Raw genomic sequence first — 14,809 nt, forward strand, 5'->3', positions numbered from 1 at the left:
TCAGGCGCCGAGCGTGGCGATCGTGGCCAGCAGCTTGGCCGCGTCGACCGGCTTGACGAAATAATCCTTCGCGCCCTGGCGCATGCCCCAGATGCGGTCGGTTTCCTGGTTCTTGCTGCTGCAGATGATGACGGGGACGGACGCCAGTTCCGGATCGCGCGCGATCGAGCGCGTCACCTGGAAGCCGTTCGCGCCGGGCATCACCACGTCCATCAGGATCAGTTCCGGACGGTCGGCGCGGATCTTGGCCAGCGCCTCCTCGCCGTTGTCGGCGGTGGTCACGGTGAAGCCGTTGCGCACGAGGATGTCGGTCAGGTAGTAACGTTCCGTCGGGGAGTCGTCGACGATCAGGATTTTTTGTATGGCCACGGTGGGCTCCGCATCGTTGGGGTCAGGCAGCATCGGCGGTGCCCTGCGCATGGTCGCGCACGGCCGCCAGCAGGCTGTCTTTGGAAAAAGGCTTGGTCAGGTAGGCGCTCGAGCCCACCATCGCGCCGCGCGCACGGTCGAACAGGCCGTCCTTGGACGACAGCATGATGACCGGCGTGGCATGGAATTTCGCGCTCTTCTTGATCAGGGCGCAGGTCTGGTAGCCGTCGAGGCGCGGCATCAGGATGTCGCAGAACACCAGCGCCGGCTGGTGGTCGTTGATCTTGGCCAGCGCGTCGAAGCCGTCCTCCGCCAGCACCACCCGGTAGCCGGCCTGTGTCAGGAAAATCTCGGCGGACCGACGGATCGTGCTGCTGTCGTCGATCACCATGATCGTCAAGCCTGTCGGTTGCGTCGTCATATTCGTTTCACTTCAGCATGATCCAGCAAGATAGCATAGGGTCTGGGCCTTGTGCATGAAGTGTTGCGATACGTCAACTCACGGATCTGTGCTTTATTGAAGGGATGGCATGAAACATTGGCGGGACGCTATCGCCCGTTGATGGAATGGCAAATGAAACGGCTTATATGGCGGTCATTTCAAAGTCGTCCTTGCGCGCGCCGCATTCCGGACACGTCCAGTTCATGGGCACGTCGGCCCAGCGGGTGCCCGGTGCAATGCCGTCGTCCGGGGCGCCGGCGGCTTCGTCGTAGACCCAGCCGCAAATCAGGCACATCCAGGTCTGATACACCTGTGTTTCAGTACTCACGTTCGATTCCTCTTTTCAGTTCAGTGTTAGCCTAACGGTCCCCATCAGATAAAATGGGGGGAGAGATATCTTAATCTACCCGCTGTGCAAAACCAACAGTCTCCACTCATCCTCACGTTCGGCCCCGCCGATCCGGTCGGGGCGCTGGGCATCCAGTGCGACGTGACCGTCTTCGCCATGCATGGCTGCCACGCCCTGTCGGTCGTGACCGGCCTGCTCGTGGCCGATTCCGCGCGCGTGGACGACATCCAGCCCACCGACCATTCCTTCGTCGTGGAACAGGCGCGCATGCTCCTCGAGGACATGCCGGTGGCCGCCATCAAGATCGGGACGATGGCCAGCCTGGAACAGATCGCCGCGATCGCGGAAATCGTGTCCGACTACGCCGAGGTGCCTCTCGTGCTCGATCCGTTCACGTCGTCGCTGCCCGATTGCGGCACGCGCGACGACGACATGATGACGCTCATTCATCAATTGCTCGTGCCGCAGGCCAGCATGTTCGTGCTGTCACAACAGGAACTGGCGCGCTTCGCCGACTGCTGGCGCGACCCGGCCAGCACCGCCACCGTCGCCGAGGATGCGGCGGATCTGACGGGCATCGGCTGCGGCCACGTGCTCGTGACGGGCGTCGGCGGCGGCGACGGCACCCGCTGCAACGAGTTGTACGATCCGGACGGCCTGGCCACCGGCCTGCCCTGGTCGCAACACCTGCCCGGCCCGTTCGTCGGCGCCGGCAACACGATGTCGGCCGCGCTGGCGGCACGCATGGCCCGCGGCGCCTCCGCCCAGGATGCCCTGGCCGGCGCCCAGGACTACGTCAACGGCGCCCTCGCCAACGCCTGCCGCTTCGGCATGGGCCGGCTCATTCCCAACAAGATCTTCCGCGCACCGAGCGCGGCCTGCTAACCCAGACGGCGCCGGCCCTTCGCGGGCATGGCGCCGGATTCACCCAAGAAGACCATGACCGCTACGTCCGCCACTTCCCAGAACGACATCCTGTTCGCCCGCGCCCAGCAGACCACGCCGGGCGGCGTGAACTCGCCCGTGCGCGCCTTCCGCTCCGTCGGCGGCACGCCGCGCTTCATCACCCGCGCCGAAGGACCGTATTTCTGGGACGCCGACGGCAAGCGCTACATCGACTACATCGGTTCCTGGGGGCCGGCCATCGTCGGCCACACCCACCCGCAAGTCGTGAAGGCCGTGCAGGATGCGGCCGCGCGCGGCCTGTCGTTCGGCGCGCCGACCGAGGGCGAGATCGAGATCGCCGAGGAAATCTGCCGCCTCGTGCCGTCGATCGAGCAGGTGCGCCTGGTCTCGTCCGGCACGGAAGCGACGATGAGCGCGCTGCGCCTCGCGCGCGGGGCCACGGGCCGCGACAAGATCGTCAAGTTCGAAGGCTGCTACCACGGCCACGCCGATTCGCTGCTCGTGAAGGCCGGTTCGGGCCTGCTCACGTTCGGCAACCCGACGTCGGCCGGCGTGCCGGAAGACTTCGTCAAGCACACGCTCGTCCTCGACTACAACAACATCCCGCAGCTGGAAGACGCGTTCGAGTCGATGGGCGACACGATCGCCTGCGTGATCGTGGAAGCCGTGGCCGGCAACATGAACCTGATCCGCGCGACGCCGGAATTCCTGCAACGCATGCGCGAACTGTGCACCGAACATGGCGCCGTGCTGATCTTCGACGAGGTGATGTCCGGCTTCCGCGTCGGCATTGGCGGCGCGCAGGCGCTGTACGGCATCACGCCCGACCTGACGGCGCTCGGTAAAGTCATCGGCGGCGGCATGCCGGTGGCCGCGTTCGGCGGCCGCGCCGACCTGATGCAGAAGATGGCCCCGATCGGCCCCGTCTACCAGGCCGGCACGCTGTCCGGCAACCCGGTCGCCGTCGCCGCCGGCATGACGACCCTGAAACTGATCCAGCAGCCGGGCTTCTACGAGCACCTGACGGCACAGACGAAGAAACTGGTCGACGGCCTCGCCGCCGCCGCGAAGGAAGCGGGCATCGCGTTCTGCGCCGATGCCGTCGGCGGCATGTTCGGCATGTATTTCGCGGACACGATCCCGTCCACCTACGGCCAGATGATGGCCGGCGACAAGGAGCGCTTCAACCGCTTCTTCCACGGCATGCTGGACGAAGGCGTGTACTTCGCCCCGGCCATGTTCGAAGCGGGCTTCGTGTCGGCCGCGCACGACGACGGCGTGATCGACGAGACGGTCGCCGCTGCCCGCCGCGTGTTCGCGCGCCTGGCTTAAACCGGGCTTATTTCTCTCTTTTGTTACCAGGGGAACACGTTCGAATCGTGCTCCCCATGCTACACTGCGCGCCAATCATGGACCTTCCCTCTACTAATCCGATCGCCCCGGCGCGCTGATCTTTCCGGCTGCGCGCCTGTGTTCATTCGCGCGAGCCTCACATGCCGTTCAAGCTTTTCCGCCGCCTCACCGACAACGCCACCCTGAAATCGCTCGGCCCCGGCCTCATCACCGGCGCGGCCGACGACGATCCGTCCGGCATCGCGACGTATTCTCAGGCCGGCGCGCAATTCGGCTTCAACACGTTGTGGACGCTCGTGCTGACGTACCCGTTCATGGTCGGCATCCAGCTCGTGTCGGCGCGCATCGGCCGCGTGACGGGGCGCGGGCTGGCGGCCAACATCCGCCGCGCGTACTCGCCCTGGCTGCTGTACGTCATCGTCGCGCTCCTGCTGATCGCGAACGTGATCAACATCGCGGCCGACATCGCCGCCATGGGCGAAGCGCTGCACCTCGTGACGGGCGTCGGTTCCAGCCATCTCTACGCGCTCGGTTTCGGCGTGCTGTGCCTCGTGCTGCAGGTGTTCCTGCCGTACGCCACCTACGTGCGCTACCTGAAATGGCTGACGCTGGGTCTCCTGGCCTATGTCGCGACGGCGTTCGCCGTGCACATGCCGTGGACGGAAGTGTTCGCGCGCACCGTCTGGCCCCACTTCACGTTCACGAAGGATTCCGTCGCCCTCATCGTCGCCGTGTTCGGCACGACGATCAGCCCGTACCTGTTCTTCTGGCAGGCGTCGCAGGAAGTCGAGGAAATCCGCAACGACCGGCACACGCGCGCCCTGCGCACCCGCCCGCGCGACGCCGCCGCCCAGCTCAAGCGCATCAAGTCCGACACCCTGATCGGCATGGGCTTTTCCAACCTCGTCGCCTTCTTCATCATGCTGACGACGGCCGTCACGCTCGGCGCGCACGGCATCACGGACATCCAGTCTTCAAGCCAGGCGGCCGAGGCGCTGCGGCCGGTCGCGGGCGAATTCGCGTTCCTCGCGTTCGCGCTGGGCATCATCGGCACGGGCATGCTGGCCGTGCCCGTGCTGGCCGGGTCGGCCGCGTACGCCGTCACCGAGAGCTTCCGCTGGCGCAACGGCATGGACTTGAAAGTCGTGGAGGCGCGCGAGTTCTACGGCATCATCGCCCTCGCGACCCTGGGCGGCGTGCTGCTCGACTTCGCCCCGGTCGACCCGATCGCGGCACTGGTGCTGTCCGCGCAGATCAACGGCGTGATCGCCGTGCCCATCATGGCCGTCATGATGCTGCTCGCGCATAACCGCAAGATCATGGGCGGCTACACCCTGTCGACGCGCCACACCGTCATCGGCTGGGCCGGCGTGGCGATCATGCTGGTGGCGGTGGTGGCGATGTTCGCGACGCTGTGATCCCCCACGCGTGGGGCTGCACCGGCGCGGCCCCGCAGCATACGATGCGCTCCTCAATGCACACACCGTTCAGGAGCCGCATCATGCAAACCACGACCGCCACTTCCCTCCAGCAACCGCAGTTCTCGCGCGCCGGCATCATCTGGCTCAAGCTGGCCGTGCTCTACCTCATCCTCGGCATCTCGCTCGGCATCGCGATGGGCGCCAGCCAGAACTTCACGCTGCGCCCCGTGCACGCGCACATCAACCTGCTGGGCTGGACGACGATGGCGCTGGCCGGCCTCATCTACAGCGTATTTCCCAAGGCGGGCGAAAGCGTCCTGGCGCGCCTGCACTTCTGGCTGCTGAACCTGGCCCTGCCCGTGATGATGGGCGCGCTCTCCATGCTGCTGCTGGGCCATGTCGCCATCGCGCCCGTCCTCGCGATTTCGGAAATCATCGGCGCGCTGGCCATCCTGGCGTTCGCGGCGAATCTGTTCCTGAATCTGAAGCAGTAAGCGCGGCCTCTCCGGTTATACTTGCCTGAATAATAAAACCGGAAGAGGCACACCGCATGGCTGTTCGTCCCGTTCGATTTTCCTGCGCCGCGCTGGCCGCGGCGGGTCTGTTCGCCGTCGCGTTGCCCACGACCGGGGCGCCGGACCGCGCCGCCACGACCAACCCAGGAGCCAGCATGGAAAAGAAAACCGTCCCGCTCGACACCATCCAGCGCCAGGAGCAGGCACTGCAATTTGCCGCCTTCGACAACGACGCGGCGCTCGCGATCGGCAACAAGATCGTCGAGATGGCCAAGGCCGACAAGGTCGCCGTCACGGTCGACGTCACCGTCAACCGCAATCCGCTGTTCTTCCATGCGATGGCGGGCACGAGCCCGAACAACGTCGACTGGATCCGCCGCAAGAGCAACCTCGTGAACCGCACGGGCCACGCGTCGTTCTTCATGCACACGCAGGCCGTCGAACGCGGCCAGGACTTCGACAACCTGCCGACCTTCGACAGCAAGGATTACGCGGCCCACGGCGGCTCGTTCCCCATCGTCGTCAAGGGCACGGGGCAGATCGGCACCATCACCGTCTCAGGCCTCGCGGGCGTGGACGACCACGCGATGGTCGTGCGCGCGTTGAAGTGGTATCTGAAGGCGGACGACGTCCCGCTGCTTTAATCCCCACGGCACTTCGAAAAACCGTCGCGGGCGGCAGCAATGGCGTTCGAGAAGCGCAGCTGCGCGCGTGGTACGGCCGGTCCGCCGTCGCGGCGCATCGCAGCCTGCGCGGCCCGGTCCGCAGTGCAACCCGCAGCAGGCTTGGCGACGAGCCCTATTTCAGCCAGCCGCGGTGGCGGAAGTAGAGAAAGGGCGCGATCGCGCTGATCACCATCAGGCCGATCGACCAGCCGTAGCCGACGCGCCAGTGCAGCTCGGGCATGAACTCGAAGTTCATGCCGTAGATGCTGGCGATCAGCGTCGGCGGCAGGAACGCCACCGAGGCCACGGAGAAGATCTTGATGATCTTGTTCTGGTTGATGTTGATGAAGCCGACGGTGGCGTCCATCAGGAAGTTGATTTTGTCGAAAAGGAATGAGGTGTGGCCATCCAGCGATTCGATGTCGCGCAGGATCTGGCGCGCTTCCTCGAACTGGTCCGTGTTCAGCAGGCGGCCGCGCATCAGGAAGCTGACGGCACGGCGCGTGTCCATCATGTTGCGGCGGATGCGGCCGTTCAAGTCTTCCTCGTGGGCGATCGCATTCAGCGCGGACGCCGCATCCTGGTCGGTGAATTCCTTCTGCAGCACGCGCTGGCTGACGTCTTCCAGGCTTTCGTAGATGCCTTCCAGCGCGTCGGCCGAGTACTCGGCGTCGGTCGCGTACAGGTCCAGCAGCACGTCCATATAGTCTTCGATCGAACCGGGCCGCGAGCGCGCACGCAGGCGCACGAGGCGGAACACGGGCAGATCGTCCGTGTGGACCGAGAACAGGATTTTCTTGGCCAGGATGAACGCGACCGTCACGATGCGCGACGGGCCATCCTCTTCCTCGCGCAGGAAATCGGTGCGCAGGTGCAGGTCGCCGTTTTCCGCCTCGTAGTACCGGGCCGAGGCCTCGATGTCCTGGACTTCGTCCTCACCCGGCAGGATCACGTCATAGGTCGCCTTGACCAGTGCGCGCTCTTCGTCCGTGGGATCGGTCAGGTCGACCCAGACGGCAGGCACGTTCTCCAGATCGGTGCGCGACGCGATAGGTACCTGATTCAGTCGGCCATTTTGTAGAACAAATACGTTGATCATGCGCTGCTTTCTCGGCCGGATTCGGAAACAGCGCAAGTGTACCTGTTAGCCCTGAGCCCGGCCAGTGCGCAGGCGCACGTTTTCCCGAGCAAATGCCCAATTCGGGGTCGGGTCCAATTTCGCTGCAAATTCGAGGTCAGAGCCCTTTTTGGAGCAACGTCCAACCGGATTTTTTGAGCGGCCGCGCTACGAAAACGTCATGAGACAGGTGCACGAGCGGCAAAGTTGAGACCGAGTTCCACGTGCCGGCAGGTGCTCTGCCCTGAATGACGGGAAAAACGTGCTCTGCCCCCCGGATTTAACCCTGCCCCGATGTAACCTCGGATTTATGGCAGCTCGGCCGCGCTCATGCGGCGCTGGATGACCGCCGTGCGGCGCGCCAGGTAGTTCGTGTCGCGGTGGCGGTCGTAGAAGCGCGGGTTCGGCAGCATCACGGCCAGGCGTGCGCCCTGGGCCGGCGTCAGGTTCGCGGCCGACGTGTGGAAATAGTGGCGCGCCGCCGCTTCGGCGCCGAACACGCCGCGGCCGAATTCGACCACGTTCAGGTAGATCTCCAGGATGCGTTCCTTGTCCATCACCGCTTCCAGCATGTAGGCGATGATCAGTTCCTGGCCCTTGCGCAGGTAGTTGCGCGAGCCGGACAGGAACAGGTTCTTGGCCAGCTGCTGGGTGATCGTCGAGCCGCCGCCCACGACCTTGTGCTTCTTGTTGTTGCGCTCGTACGCCTTTTCCAGCGCGTCCCAGTCGACGCCGTCGTGGTCGACGAAATTGGCGTCCTCGGATGCGATCACGGCCCGCTTCAGGTTGTCCGAGATGCGGGAATACGGCACCCACACCTGTTCCAGCTTCGCGTTCGGGTTCTGCTCGCGCAGCGCCGCCAGCTGCTGGCGCATCATGCTCGTGGACGAAGGATTGAACTGGGTCCACCAGCACACCATCGCAAAGAAGTACAGCTGCAGCAGGACGACGAGCAGCAACGGCCCGAGGATGACCCATTTCAGCCAGCGCCGGCCGCCGGTCTTCGCGCGCGCCGGGGCGCCCGCCTTGAGCGTGCCGATGCCGCTCATGATGCGCGCATGCGGGCCAGCAGGGCCGACGTCTCCGGGCGCACGCCGCGCCAGATGGCGAACGCTTCGGCGGCCTGTTCGACCAGCATGCCGAGACCGTCGCGCACGATCGCGCCGTGCATCGCCGCGAACTGCATGAACGGCGTGGGCGCCTTCCCGTACATCATGTCCAGCGCCAGCGTGCCCGCACGGAATGCCGACGCGGGCACGGGCGGCAGGTCGGCCGACAGGCTCGCCGACGTGGCGTTGACGACGACGTCGAACGGACCCGCGATATCACCGAACCCGCAGGCGCCGAGCTGCCCCGGATACGCCACGTGACCGGCAAAGTGAGAGACCAGCGCATCGGCCGTCGCGCGCGTGCGGTTGGCGATGATGATCGATTCCGGCTGTTCGCGCAAAAAAGGCAGGATCACGCCGCGCGCCGCGCCGCCCGCGCCCAGCAGCAGGATGCGCTTGCCGGCCAGGGGCACGCCGGCGTTCTTCACGATGTCGGCCACGAGGCCCGGACCGTCCGTGTTGTCGCCGACGATCTCGCCGTCGTCGAAGCGCAGCGTGTTGACGGCGCCGGCCAGGCGGGCGCGCTCCTCGAGCCGGGTGGCCAGCGCGGCCGCTTCCAGCTTGAACGGCACCGTCACGTTGGCGCCGCGATAACCCTGCGCGATCAGGTCGCGGACCGTGTCCGCGAAGCCGTCCAGCGGCGCCAGGCAGCGTTCGTACGCGATGTCCTGGCCGGTCGCGGCCGCGAAGGCGGCGTGGATGTCCGGCGATTTGCTGTGGGCGATCGGGTTGCCGATCACGCAATATTTATCGGTCATTCTGTCTCCTGTTAGCCATCCCCGCGCAATTCCGCCTGGAGTTTTTCTTCGCGTGTGAATTTGAAGCGGGTGACGACGATCCACAGATCGTCCTTGTCGCTCGACCGCATATTGGCGGGGAACTTGCCGAACGGCGCGGCGCGGCGCACGATCGCCAGCGCGGCCTTGTCCAGCGCCGGATTGCCGGAGCTGCGTTCGATGCGCGGCCCGCCTTCCTTGTCGTACAGCGTGCCGTCCTGGAAGATCGGGATATAGACGACCAGTTCGCCGTACAGCTTGTGCCCGTTCTGCTGCGGGAAATTCAGCGTGCCGACTTCCTCCACGCGCTTCTGCATCGCCTTGTAGTACATGGCATAGCCGACTTCGCGCGTGCTGGGGCTGATGAACGTTTTTTTCGGCCGCTTGTTCTCGTCGGCGATGCGCTGCGTGATCTCGGCCGTCATGCGCGCGATGGCCTTGGTGGAGTCAAGATTGTCCTCGCCCGTGCGGCTGGGGTCGGGCTTGGCCTGGTCGGCGACCGGCGTGCGGTTGAACTGCGACCGGTGCATCTTCGTCAGCACGCTGTTCTGTTGTTGTTCCAGTTCGGCGATGCGGCGCTGCAGGGCGCGGATAGCGTCGCCGTTCTCGACCTTGCGCAGGTCGGGCAGCGGGGACTGGGCGCGGCCGGTATCGGCATTGCCGCCGCCGTCCAGATTGGCCTGGGCCAGCGCGTCGGCCTTGACCGGCGCGCGCGCATGCTTGGCGTTGACGAGGATGACCTCCAGCCCCGGATCGGCCGGCTGCAACCGGAACGCGTCCGGCGCGGCGAAGCGGATCGCCAGCAGGGAGGCGTGCGCCAGCACCGAAGAGGCGATGGCGATCATCAGGGGACGGTTGTGTCGGAGGGTCTTCACGCGCTGCGGGGTGGGACGGTTGGGGTCACGGAACTCCCCATTCTACCGTGCAGGCTGGCCGTGTGCGAGCCTTGTGGAAAGTCCCGATCGTTGAAGCAACAGGATATTGTCGACGTTTCAACGACCGGTATCAGCCATACATCACGCGGCCTGCTGCGGTTCCTCCGGCCCGGCCTGTTCGCCCGCCACGTCGGTCTGCGTCTCCGGATCGGTGACCGCGACGGCGCCCTCGGCTTCGGCCGCTTCCGCCGCCGCCGCTTCGCCCGTGTCGGTGCCCTCCTCCTCCTCGTCCAGGCCCAGCTCGGCCGCCGCTTCCGGCGCCACGGCCGCCACTTCGAGCAGGCGCGCTTCCAGCGCCAGGTCGACCTCGTCCCAGCGCACGATGTCCAGGCGGACCTGGGCGCCGCGCGCCGCCTGCGGCATGCCCGGCAGGCGGATCACGAGCGGGATCTCGACGAGGCGCAGCACCTCGTCCTTCAACACGACGGCATCGACCTGCTTGGCGTTTTCCTGCGCCAGCCAGCGCAGGCACCAGTAACGCTCCATGTTCTGCTGGAAGTCGTTGTAGGCGGAGTACGCGGCGTCGAAGGCGGAGACGATCGAGAACAGCGTCGCGTCGCGGTGCTTGAACGGGGCGACGAGCGGCGCCGTCACGCCGTTCGACGCGCAGGCCAGAATCTGCCACTGGTTCACGAGGTCCGTATAGCGGCGCAGCGGCGACGTCGACCACGCATATTGATCGACGCCCAGCCCTTGGTGCGGCGCCGCGTGCGTGACCATGCGCACCTGCATCTTGGCGGCCCAGCCGCCGGCGCCCGGCCCCTGCGAGCGGTAGATGCCGGGCACGCCGCAGTCGTGCAGCAGCTTGCCCCACGTGCTGTTGGCGAAGATCATGAGCTCGGCCACGATCTTGTCCAGCGGCGCGCCGCGCTTGCGGCGCACGATCGTGACGACGTCGTCCTCGACATAGAAATTGAAGTCGACGCGGTTCGCCTGCTCCGGCTTCAGCCCGAACGCCTCCCGCTTCTTCATGCGGCCCGCTTCCAGCTGCAGCGCCCATTGCCACAGCAGCCCCAGTTCGGTCTTGTGCGGGTAATCGCCCGCGCCATTGTTCAGCGTCTCTTCGTTGACGACGTCGTCCAGGTCGTTGTGGCGCAGATTGTTCTTGATCGGCACGCGCTCGGCGCGGGTCGTCGTCGAGACCACGGACCACGTGGCCGGGTCCAGCACGGCATACAGCGACAGCGCCGGGCAGTCGTTGCCCTCGGCCAGCGTGTAGGCGTTCACGACTTCGTCCGGCAGCATCGTGATCTTGTCGCCCGGCATATACACGGTCGACATGCGCGCGCGGGCGATCTTGTCGATGGCGTCGTCCGGACGGATGCCCAGGCCCGGCGCGGCGATGTGGATGCCCACGCGGACGGTGCCGTCAGGCAGCGTCTCGACGGAGAATGCGTCGTCGATCTCGGTCGTCGTCACGTCGTCGATCGAGAACGCGGCCACGTTCGCCAGCGGCAGGTCGGCGGGCGGCGCGGGCACGGCCACGGGCGGGAAGCCGGCGCCGCGCGGGAAGTGCTCGAACAGGAAGCGTCCCATGTGCAGCTCTTTCGCCGACGCGATGCCGCCCGTGGACAGCATCAGGCGCGGGGCCGTCGTCTGCAATTCGTCGGCGGCCGTCTCGAGCGCCTTGTATTCGATGCTGTTCTTGTCCGGCTTGAACAGCAGTTGCTGGACGAGCGGCTGCATCGCCTGCGGCAGCGTGCCGGCCTTCAGTTCCTCGACATAAGCGGCCTGGACGACGGCCTGCTGCTTCTTCTTTTCGATGCCGGCCAGGGCCGCGCGCAACGACTGTTCCGGCGCCGCCTTGTAGCGGCCGCGGCCCTTCTTGTAGAAATAGATGGGCGCGCCGTGCAAGGCCAGCACGAGGCCGGCCGCTTCGAACGGCAGCGGCGCATGGCCGAAGTATTCGGCGCCCAGTTCCGCGAACCCGAATTCTTCCTGGCCCGCGACTTCCCACAGGAATTCCAGGTCGACGTCCGCCGCGACGGCCTTGGCCTGCTCCAGCAGGGCGGCGGGATCGGGCTTGTCGAACTGCAGCAGCACGTCGCGCGCCTTAACCTTGGTTCGCTTCCCGCTCGGCATTTCGACCTGATAAGCCTCGCCCGCCTGCGACAGCACGGTGCCGACCTTGAAATCGCCGGACTCTTCGAAAAATAAGTTCATGTTTATTTCGTATTCATGTTGGTTGCGGCCAGGTCGAGCACCTCGGGCAGAAACACCTCGGTGACCAGCAGCAGGCCCTGGCGGCGGCGATAGACGCAACGCCGCGCAAAATAAGTCTCTTGCGCCGGGCCATCGCGGCCGAGCGTGGCTTGCACGCGCGCCAGCAGCGGATGGCCGGGACGCAGCCGCGCGAATTCAAGCTCGCCGCGCGTGACCCTCGGGTCGTAAAACAGCGTGGTGCCGAGCGACCGCTCGCCCAGCGCCGAAAACAATGGCCAGTCGCTCGCGCTCGCGCTCATCGGCACGACGGTGTGGCCGTACACGACCGGTCGGCCGTCGCAGCGCAGCAGCACCTCGCGTTCCCACACGCGCCGGGGCCGCGCCAGGCCGATGGCACCGGCCTCGTCCGCCAGGCACACATTGCCCGCCTGGCGCAGTTTCTGTACGCGAAAATGGCGGCTGTGCGCGATCAGGCGCGCCGTCAGCGAGCCGGGCGTCGTCAGCCAGTCGCGCATGGCGGCCGGCGCATGCACGCCGTCCGCATGCGCCAGCCAGCGGGCCCGGCGCAGCGATGCCGGCCTCACCTTGCCGGGTCCGATCCGGCGCCGCCTTGCAAGGAATCACGCAGACAAAACGCCAGCACCTCGTCGACATACTGCTCGAATTCCGATACGGCGTGGTCGCTGCCCTGGATGACGTGCTGGTGCGCGCCCGGGTAATGCGCAACCATGTCGCGGTAGTCCAACACCTCGTCGCCGGTTGCGGCCAGCAGGAAATAGCGCTCGGGCCGCGTGATGGTGCCGACCTTCAATGCGGCCAGCTCGGCGATGTACTCGCGCTTGAATTCGAACGGCTCGCCGGTATGCCATTCCGTCGTGATGCCGACGTGCTTGTCGAGATCCTGCAAAGGGTCGACGGCCGGATTGATCAGGACCGCGCGGCAGCCGAAGCGCTCCGCGAGCCACGTCGCGTAGAAGCCGCCCAGCGAGGAGCCGATGATGGCGAGATTGTCCGCATGACGCTGGACGAGCGTGAGCACGAGTTCCATCGCGGCCTTCGGCGATGGCGGCAGCTGCGGACAGGTCAGGTTGCCGGCCAGGCCGGCCGCCTGCATCCGCTGCTGCACGACGCGCGCCTTGAACGAGCGCGGCGACGAACGGAAGCCGTGCAGATAAAGAAGGTGGGCGCGCGCGCCCTCGCGGGCGTCTGCGGAAAAACCTGGTGACCCGCTCATACCGCCAGCGCCTCCAGCAGCTTCTGGTGGACGCCGCCGAAGCCGCCATTGCTCATCACGAGAATATGGTCGCCCGGCTGCGCAGCCTGGACGATCGCCTGGACCATGTAGTCGAGCTGGTCGAAGCTGTGCGCATTGGCGCCCAGCGGCTTCAACGCATCGGCCAGCGACCAGCCCAGCGCCTGCTGGCTGCCGAAGCCGAACACGAGGTCGGCATCCTTGAGGCTGCCCGGCAGCGCATCCTTCATGGCCCCCAGCTTCATGGTATTCGAACGCGGCTCCAGCACGGCCAGAATGCGGCCGCTGGCGCCGATTTTCTGACGCAGGCCGCCGACCGTTGTCGCGATCGCGGTCGGATGGTGCGCGAAATCGTCGTAGACGGTCACGCCCTTGACCTTGCCGCGCACTTCCATGCGCCGCTTGACGCTCTGGAAGCGCGCCAGCGAATCGATCGCCTGGGCGGGCGGCACGCCGACGTGGCGGGCGGCAGCGATGGCGGCCAGCGCGTTGCTGCGGTTGTGGTGGCCGGTCAGGTCCCAGTGGACGGTTCCTTGTTGTTCACCATTGAACAGCACGTCGAAGCTGGAACCGCCCGGATGCTCGACGATGCTCCAGTTCACGCCGTCGGAACTGCCGAAACTTTCCTTCTCGCTCCAGCAGCCGCGCTTGAGCACGCGCGCCAGCGAGGCCTCGTCGCCGTTCACGACGATGCGGCCGACGCCCGGCACCGTCCGCACGAGGTGGTGGAATTGCGTCTCGATGGCGCCGATATCGGGGAAGATGTCGGCGTGATCGTATTCCAGATTGTTCAATACGGCCGTCTTCGCGTGGTAGTGCACGAATTTCGAGCGCTTGTCGAAGAAGGCGGTGTCGTACTCGTCCGCCTCGATGACGAAGAAGTCGGACTCCGTCTCGCCGGACAGGCGCGCCGACACGCCGAAGTTCAGCGGCACGCCGCCGATCAGGAAGCCCGGCGAATAACCGGCATCTTCCAGGATCCACGCCAGCATCGACGACGTCGTCGTCTTGCCGTGCGTCCCCGCGACGGCGAGCACCCATTTATTACGGAGAATATGGTCGCCGATCCATTGCGGACCTGATACGTACGGCAGGCTGCGGTTCAGGATTTCCTCGACGAGCGGATTCCCGCGCGTCATGACGTTGCCGACGACGTACAAGTCCGGGTTCAGGTTCACCTGTTCGGGCCCGTAACCCTGGATCAGTTCGATGCCCTGGGCTTCGAGCTGGGTGCTCATCGGAGGGTAAACGTTGGCGTCGCACCCGGTGACGCGGTGGCCGGCCTCTTTGGCCAACACCGCGAGGCCGCCCATGAAGGTGCCGCAGATGCCGAGAATATGGATGTGCATGACGTGCCGAAATAATGAAGTCGGTTGAGCGAATACGCGATTCTACCCGACGCGATGCCATTTTCCTTTCAAGAGTATGATCTCGGAC

16 protein-coding genes are annotated in these 14,809 nt (G+C 65.9%); 5 read left to right on the forward strand and 11 right to left on the reverse strand.

Features of this window, described 5'->3' with window-relative positions:
• From BVG12_RS16070 to BVG12_RS16080, 3 genes are all read right to left on the reverse strand, one after another.
• Positions 1 to 369, reverse strand: coding sequence for a response regulator (locus tag BVG12_RS16070; protein ID WP_075796400.1), 369 nt, complete (start codon positions 367 to 369; stop codon positions 1 to 3).
• Positions 370 to 391: 22 nt separating this feature from the next.
• Complete coding sequence (locus BVG12_RS16075) at positions 392 to 790, reverse strand: response regulator (protein WP_075793280.1); 399 nt, start codon at positions 788 to 790, stop codon at positions 392 to 394.
• A 163-nt stretch (positions 791 to 953) separates the two neighbouring features.
• Entirely contained in the window at positions 954 to 1,106 is a 153-nt protein-coding gene (locus BVG12_RS16080) for a rubredoxin (protein ID WP_029755924.1), read from the reverse strand.
• A 117-nt stretch (positions 1,107 to 1,223) separates the two neighbouring features.
• Between BVG12_RS16080 and thiD the strand changes: the two genes are divergently transcribed.
• The 5 genes from thiD (at position 1,224) to BVG12_RS16105 (ending at position 5,999) form a co-directional block, all read left to right on the forward strand.
• Positions 1,224 to 2,045, forward strand: a complete 822-nt coding sequence (gene thiD, locus BVG12_RS16085; protein ID WP_075793281.1) for a bifunctional hydroxymethylpyrimidine kinase/phosphomethylpyrimidine kinase — start codon at positions 1,224 to 1,226, stop codon at positions 2,043 to 2,045.
• Between the two features lie 54 nt (positions 2,046 to 2,099).
• The gene (hemL, locus tag BVG12_RS16090) at positions 2,100 to 3,398 is read left to right on the forward strand and encodes a glutamate-1-semialdehyde 2,1-aminomutase (RefSeq protein ID WP_156895653.1); all 1,299 of its coding nucleotides are present in this window, start codon (positions 2,100 to 2,102) and stop codon (positions 3,396 to 3,398) included.
• Between the two features lie 161 nt (positions 3,399 to 3,559).
• Positions 3,560 to 4,837, forward strand: a complete 1,278-nt coding sequence (locus BVG12_RS16095) for an NRAMP family divalent metal transporter (protein ID WP_075793283.1) — start codon at positions 3,560 to 3,562, stop codon at positions 4,835 to 4,837.
• 83 nt (positions 4,838 to 4,920) lie between these two features.
• A complete protein-coding gene (locus tag BVG12_RS16100) occupies positions 4,921 to 5,334 on the forward strand; it encodes a cytochrome-c oxidase (protein ID WP_075793284.1) in 414 nt (137 codons plus the stop codon).
• A 56-nt stretch (positions 5,335 to 5,390) separates the two neighbouring features.
• Positions 5,391 to 5,999, forward strand: a complete 609-nt coding sequence (locus BVG12_RS16105) for a heme-degrading domain-containing protein (protein ID WP_229503904.1) — start codon at positions 5,391 to 5,393, stop codon at positions 5,997 to 5,999.
• A gap of 154 nt (positions 6,000 to 6,153) precedes the next feature.
• On the opposite strand, the gene corA is transcribed toward BVG12_RS16105, so the two are convergent.
• The 8 genes from corA to mpl form a co-directional block, all read right to left on the reverse strand.
• Positions 6,154 to 7,119 carry a magnesium/cobalt transporter CorA gene (corA, locus tag BVG12_RS16110; protein ID WP_075793286.1) on the reverse strand — a complete coding sequence of 322 codons (966 nt, stop codon included), beginning with the start codon at positions 7,117 to 7,119 and terminating at the stop codon, positions 6,154 to 6,156.
• 326 nt (positions 7,120 to 7,445) lie between these two features.
• Complete coding sequence (gene mtgA, locus BVG12_RS16115) at positions 7,446 to 8,186, reverse strand: monofunctional biosynthetic peptidoglycan transglycosylase (protein WP_075793287.1); 741 nt, start codon at positions 8,184 to 8,186, stop codon at positions 7,446 to 7,448.
• The gene (gene aroE, locus BVG12_RS16120) at positions 8,183 to 9,004 is read right to left on the reverse strand and encodes a shikimate dehydrogenase (RefSeq protein ID WP_075793288.1); all 822 of its coding nucleotides are present in this window, start codon (positions 9,002 to 9,004) and stop codon (positions 8,183 to 8,185) included. The genes mtgA and aroE overlap by 4 nt, the downstream gene beginning before the upstream one ends.
• 11 nt (positions 9,005 to 9,015) lie before the next feature.
• The gene (locus tag BVG12_RS16125) at positions 9,016 to 9,867 is read right to left on the reverse strand and encodes a TonB family protein (RefSeq protein WP_075793289.1); all 852 of its coding nucleotides are present in this window, start codon (positions 9,865 to 9,867) and stop codon (positions 9,016 to 9,018) included.
• Between the two features lie 171 nt (positions 9,868 to 10,038).
• Positions 10,039 to 12,120 carry a ribonuclease catalytic domain-containing protein gene (locus tag BVG12_RS16130; protein ID WP_075793290.1) on the reverse strand — a complete coding sequence of 694 codons (2,082 nt, stop codon included), beginning with the start codon at positions 12,118 to 12,120 and terminating at the stop codon, positions 10,039 to 10,041.
• Positions 12,121 to 12,122: 2 nt separating this feature from the next.
• Positions 12,123 to 12,704 (reverse strand): chorismate--pyruvate lyase family protein, encoded by a 582-nt coding sequence (locus BVG12_RS16135; RefSeq protein ID WP_075793291.1) that lies wholly within the window; start codon positions 12,702 to 12,704, stop codon positions 12,123 to 12,125.
• Positions 12,701 to 13,354 (reverse strand): YqiA/YcfP family alpha/beta fold hydrolase, encoded by a 654-nt coding sequence (locus tag BVG12_RS16140; RefSeq protein WP_075793292.1) that lies wholly within the window; start codon positions 13,352 to 13,354, stop codon positions 12,701 to 12,703. Before BVG12_RS16140 ends, BVG12_RS16135 begins: the two co-directional genes overlap by 4 nt.
• A complete protein-coding gene (mpl, locus tag BVG12_RS16145; RefSeq protein WP_075793293.1) occupies positions 13,351 to 14,721 on the reverse strand; it encodes a UDP-N-acetylmuramate:L-alanyl-gamma-D-glutamyl-meso-diaminopimelate ligase in 1,371 nt (456 codons plus the stop codon). Before mpl ends, BVG12_RS16140 begins: the two co-directional genes overlap by 4 nt.
• Positions 14,722 to 14,809 lie beyond the last annotated feature (88 nt).

This window comes from Massilia putida (genome assembly GCF_001941825.1).
Lineage (GTDB): Bacteria > Pseudomonadota > Gammaproteobacteria > Burkholderiales > Burkholderiaceae_D > Telluria > Telluria putida.

Bases quoted from the DNA above. Each gene is read 5' to 3' on its own strand.
- BVG12_RS16075 (WP_075793280.1), bottom strand. From the start codon at position 790: ATGACGACGCAACCGACAGGCTTGACGATCATGGTGATCGACGACAGC.
- BVG12_RS16100 (WP_075793284.1), top strand. From the start codon at position 4,921: ATGCAAACCACGACCGCCACTTCCCTCCAGCAACCGCAGTTCTCGCGC.
- hemL (WP_156895653.1), top strand. From the start codon at position 2,100: ATGACCGCTACGTCCGCCACTTCCCAGAACGACATCCTGTTCGCCCGC.
- BVG12_RS16130 (WP_075793290.1), bottom strand. From the start codon at position 12,120: ATGAACTTATTTTTCGAAGAGTCCGGCGATTTCAAGGTCGGCACCGTG.
- BVG12_RS16125 (WP_075793289.1), bottom strand. From the start codon at position 9,867: ATGATCGCCATCGCCTCTTCGGTGCTGGCGCACGCCTCCCTGCTGGCG.
- BVG12_RS16095 (WP_075793283.1), top strand. From the start codon at position 3,560: ATGCCGTTCAAGCTTTTCCGCCGCCTCACCGACAACGCCACCCTGAAA.
- BVG12_RS16080 (WP_029755924.1), bottom strand. From the start codon at position 1,106: ATGTGCCTGATTTGCGGCTGGGTCTACGACGAAGCCGCCGGCGCCCCG.
- corA (WP_075793286.1), bottom strand. From the start codon at position 7,119: ATGATCAACGTATTTGTTCTACAAAATGGCCGACTGAATCAGGTACCT.
- mtgA (WP_075793287.1), bottom strand. From the start codon at position 8,186: ATGAGCGGCATCGGCACGCTCAAGGCGGGCGCCCCGGCGCGCGCGAAG.
- BVG12_RS16140 (WP_075793292.1), bottom strand. From the start codon at position 13,354: ATGAGCGGGTCACCAGGTTTTTCCGCAGACGCCCGCGAGGGCGCGCGC.
- BVG12_RS16105 (WP_229503904.1), top strand. From the start codon at position 5,391: ATGGCTGTTCGTCCCGTTCGATTTTCCTGCGCCGCGCTGGCCGCGGCG.
- mpl (WP_075793293.1), bottom strand. From the start codon at position 14,721: ATGCACATCCATATTCTCGGCATCTGCGGCACCTTCATGGGCGGCCTC.
- aroE (WP_075793288.1), bottom strand. From the start codon at position 9,004: ATGACCGATAAATATTGCGTGATCGGCAACCCGATCGCCCACAGCAAA.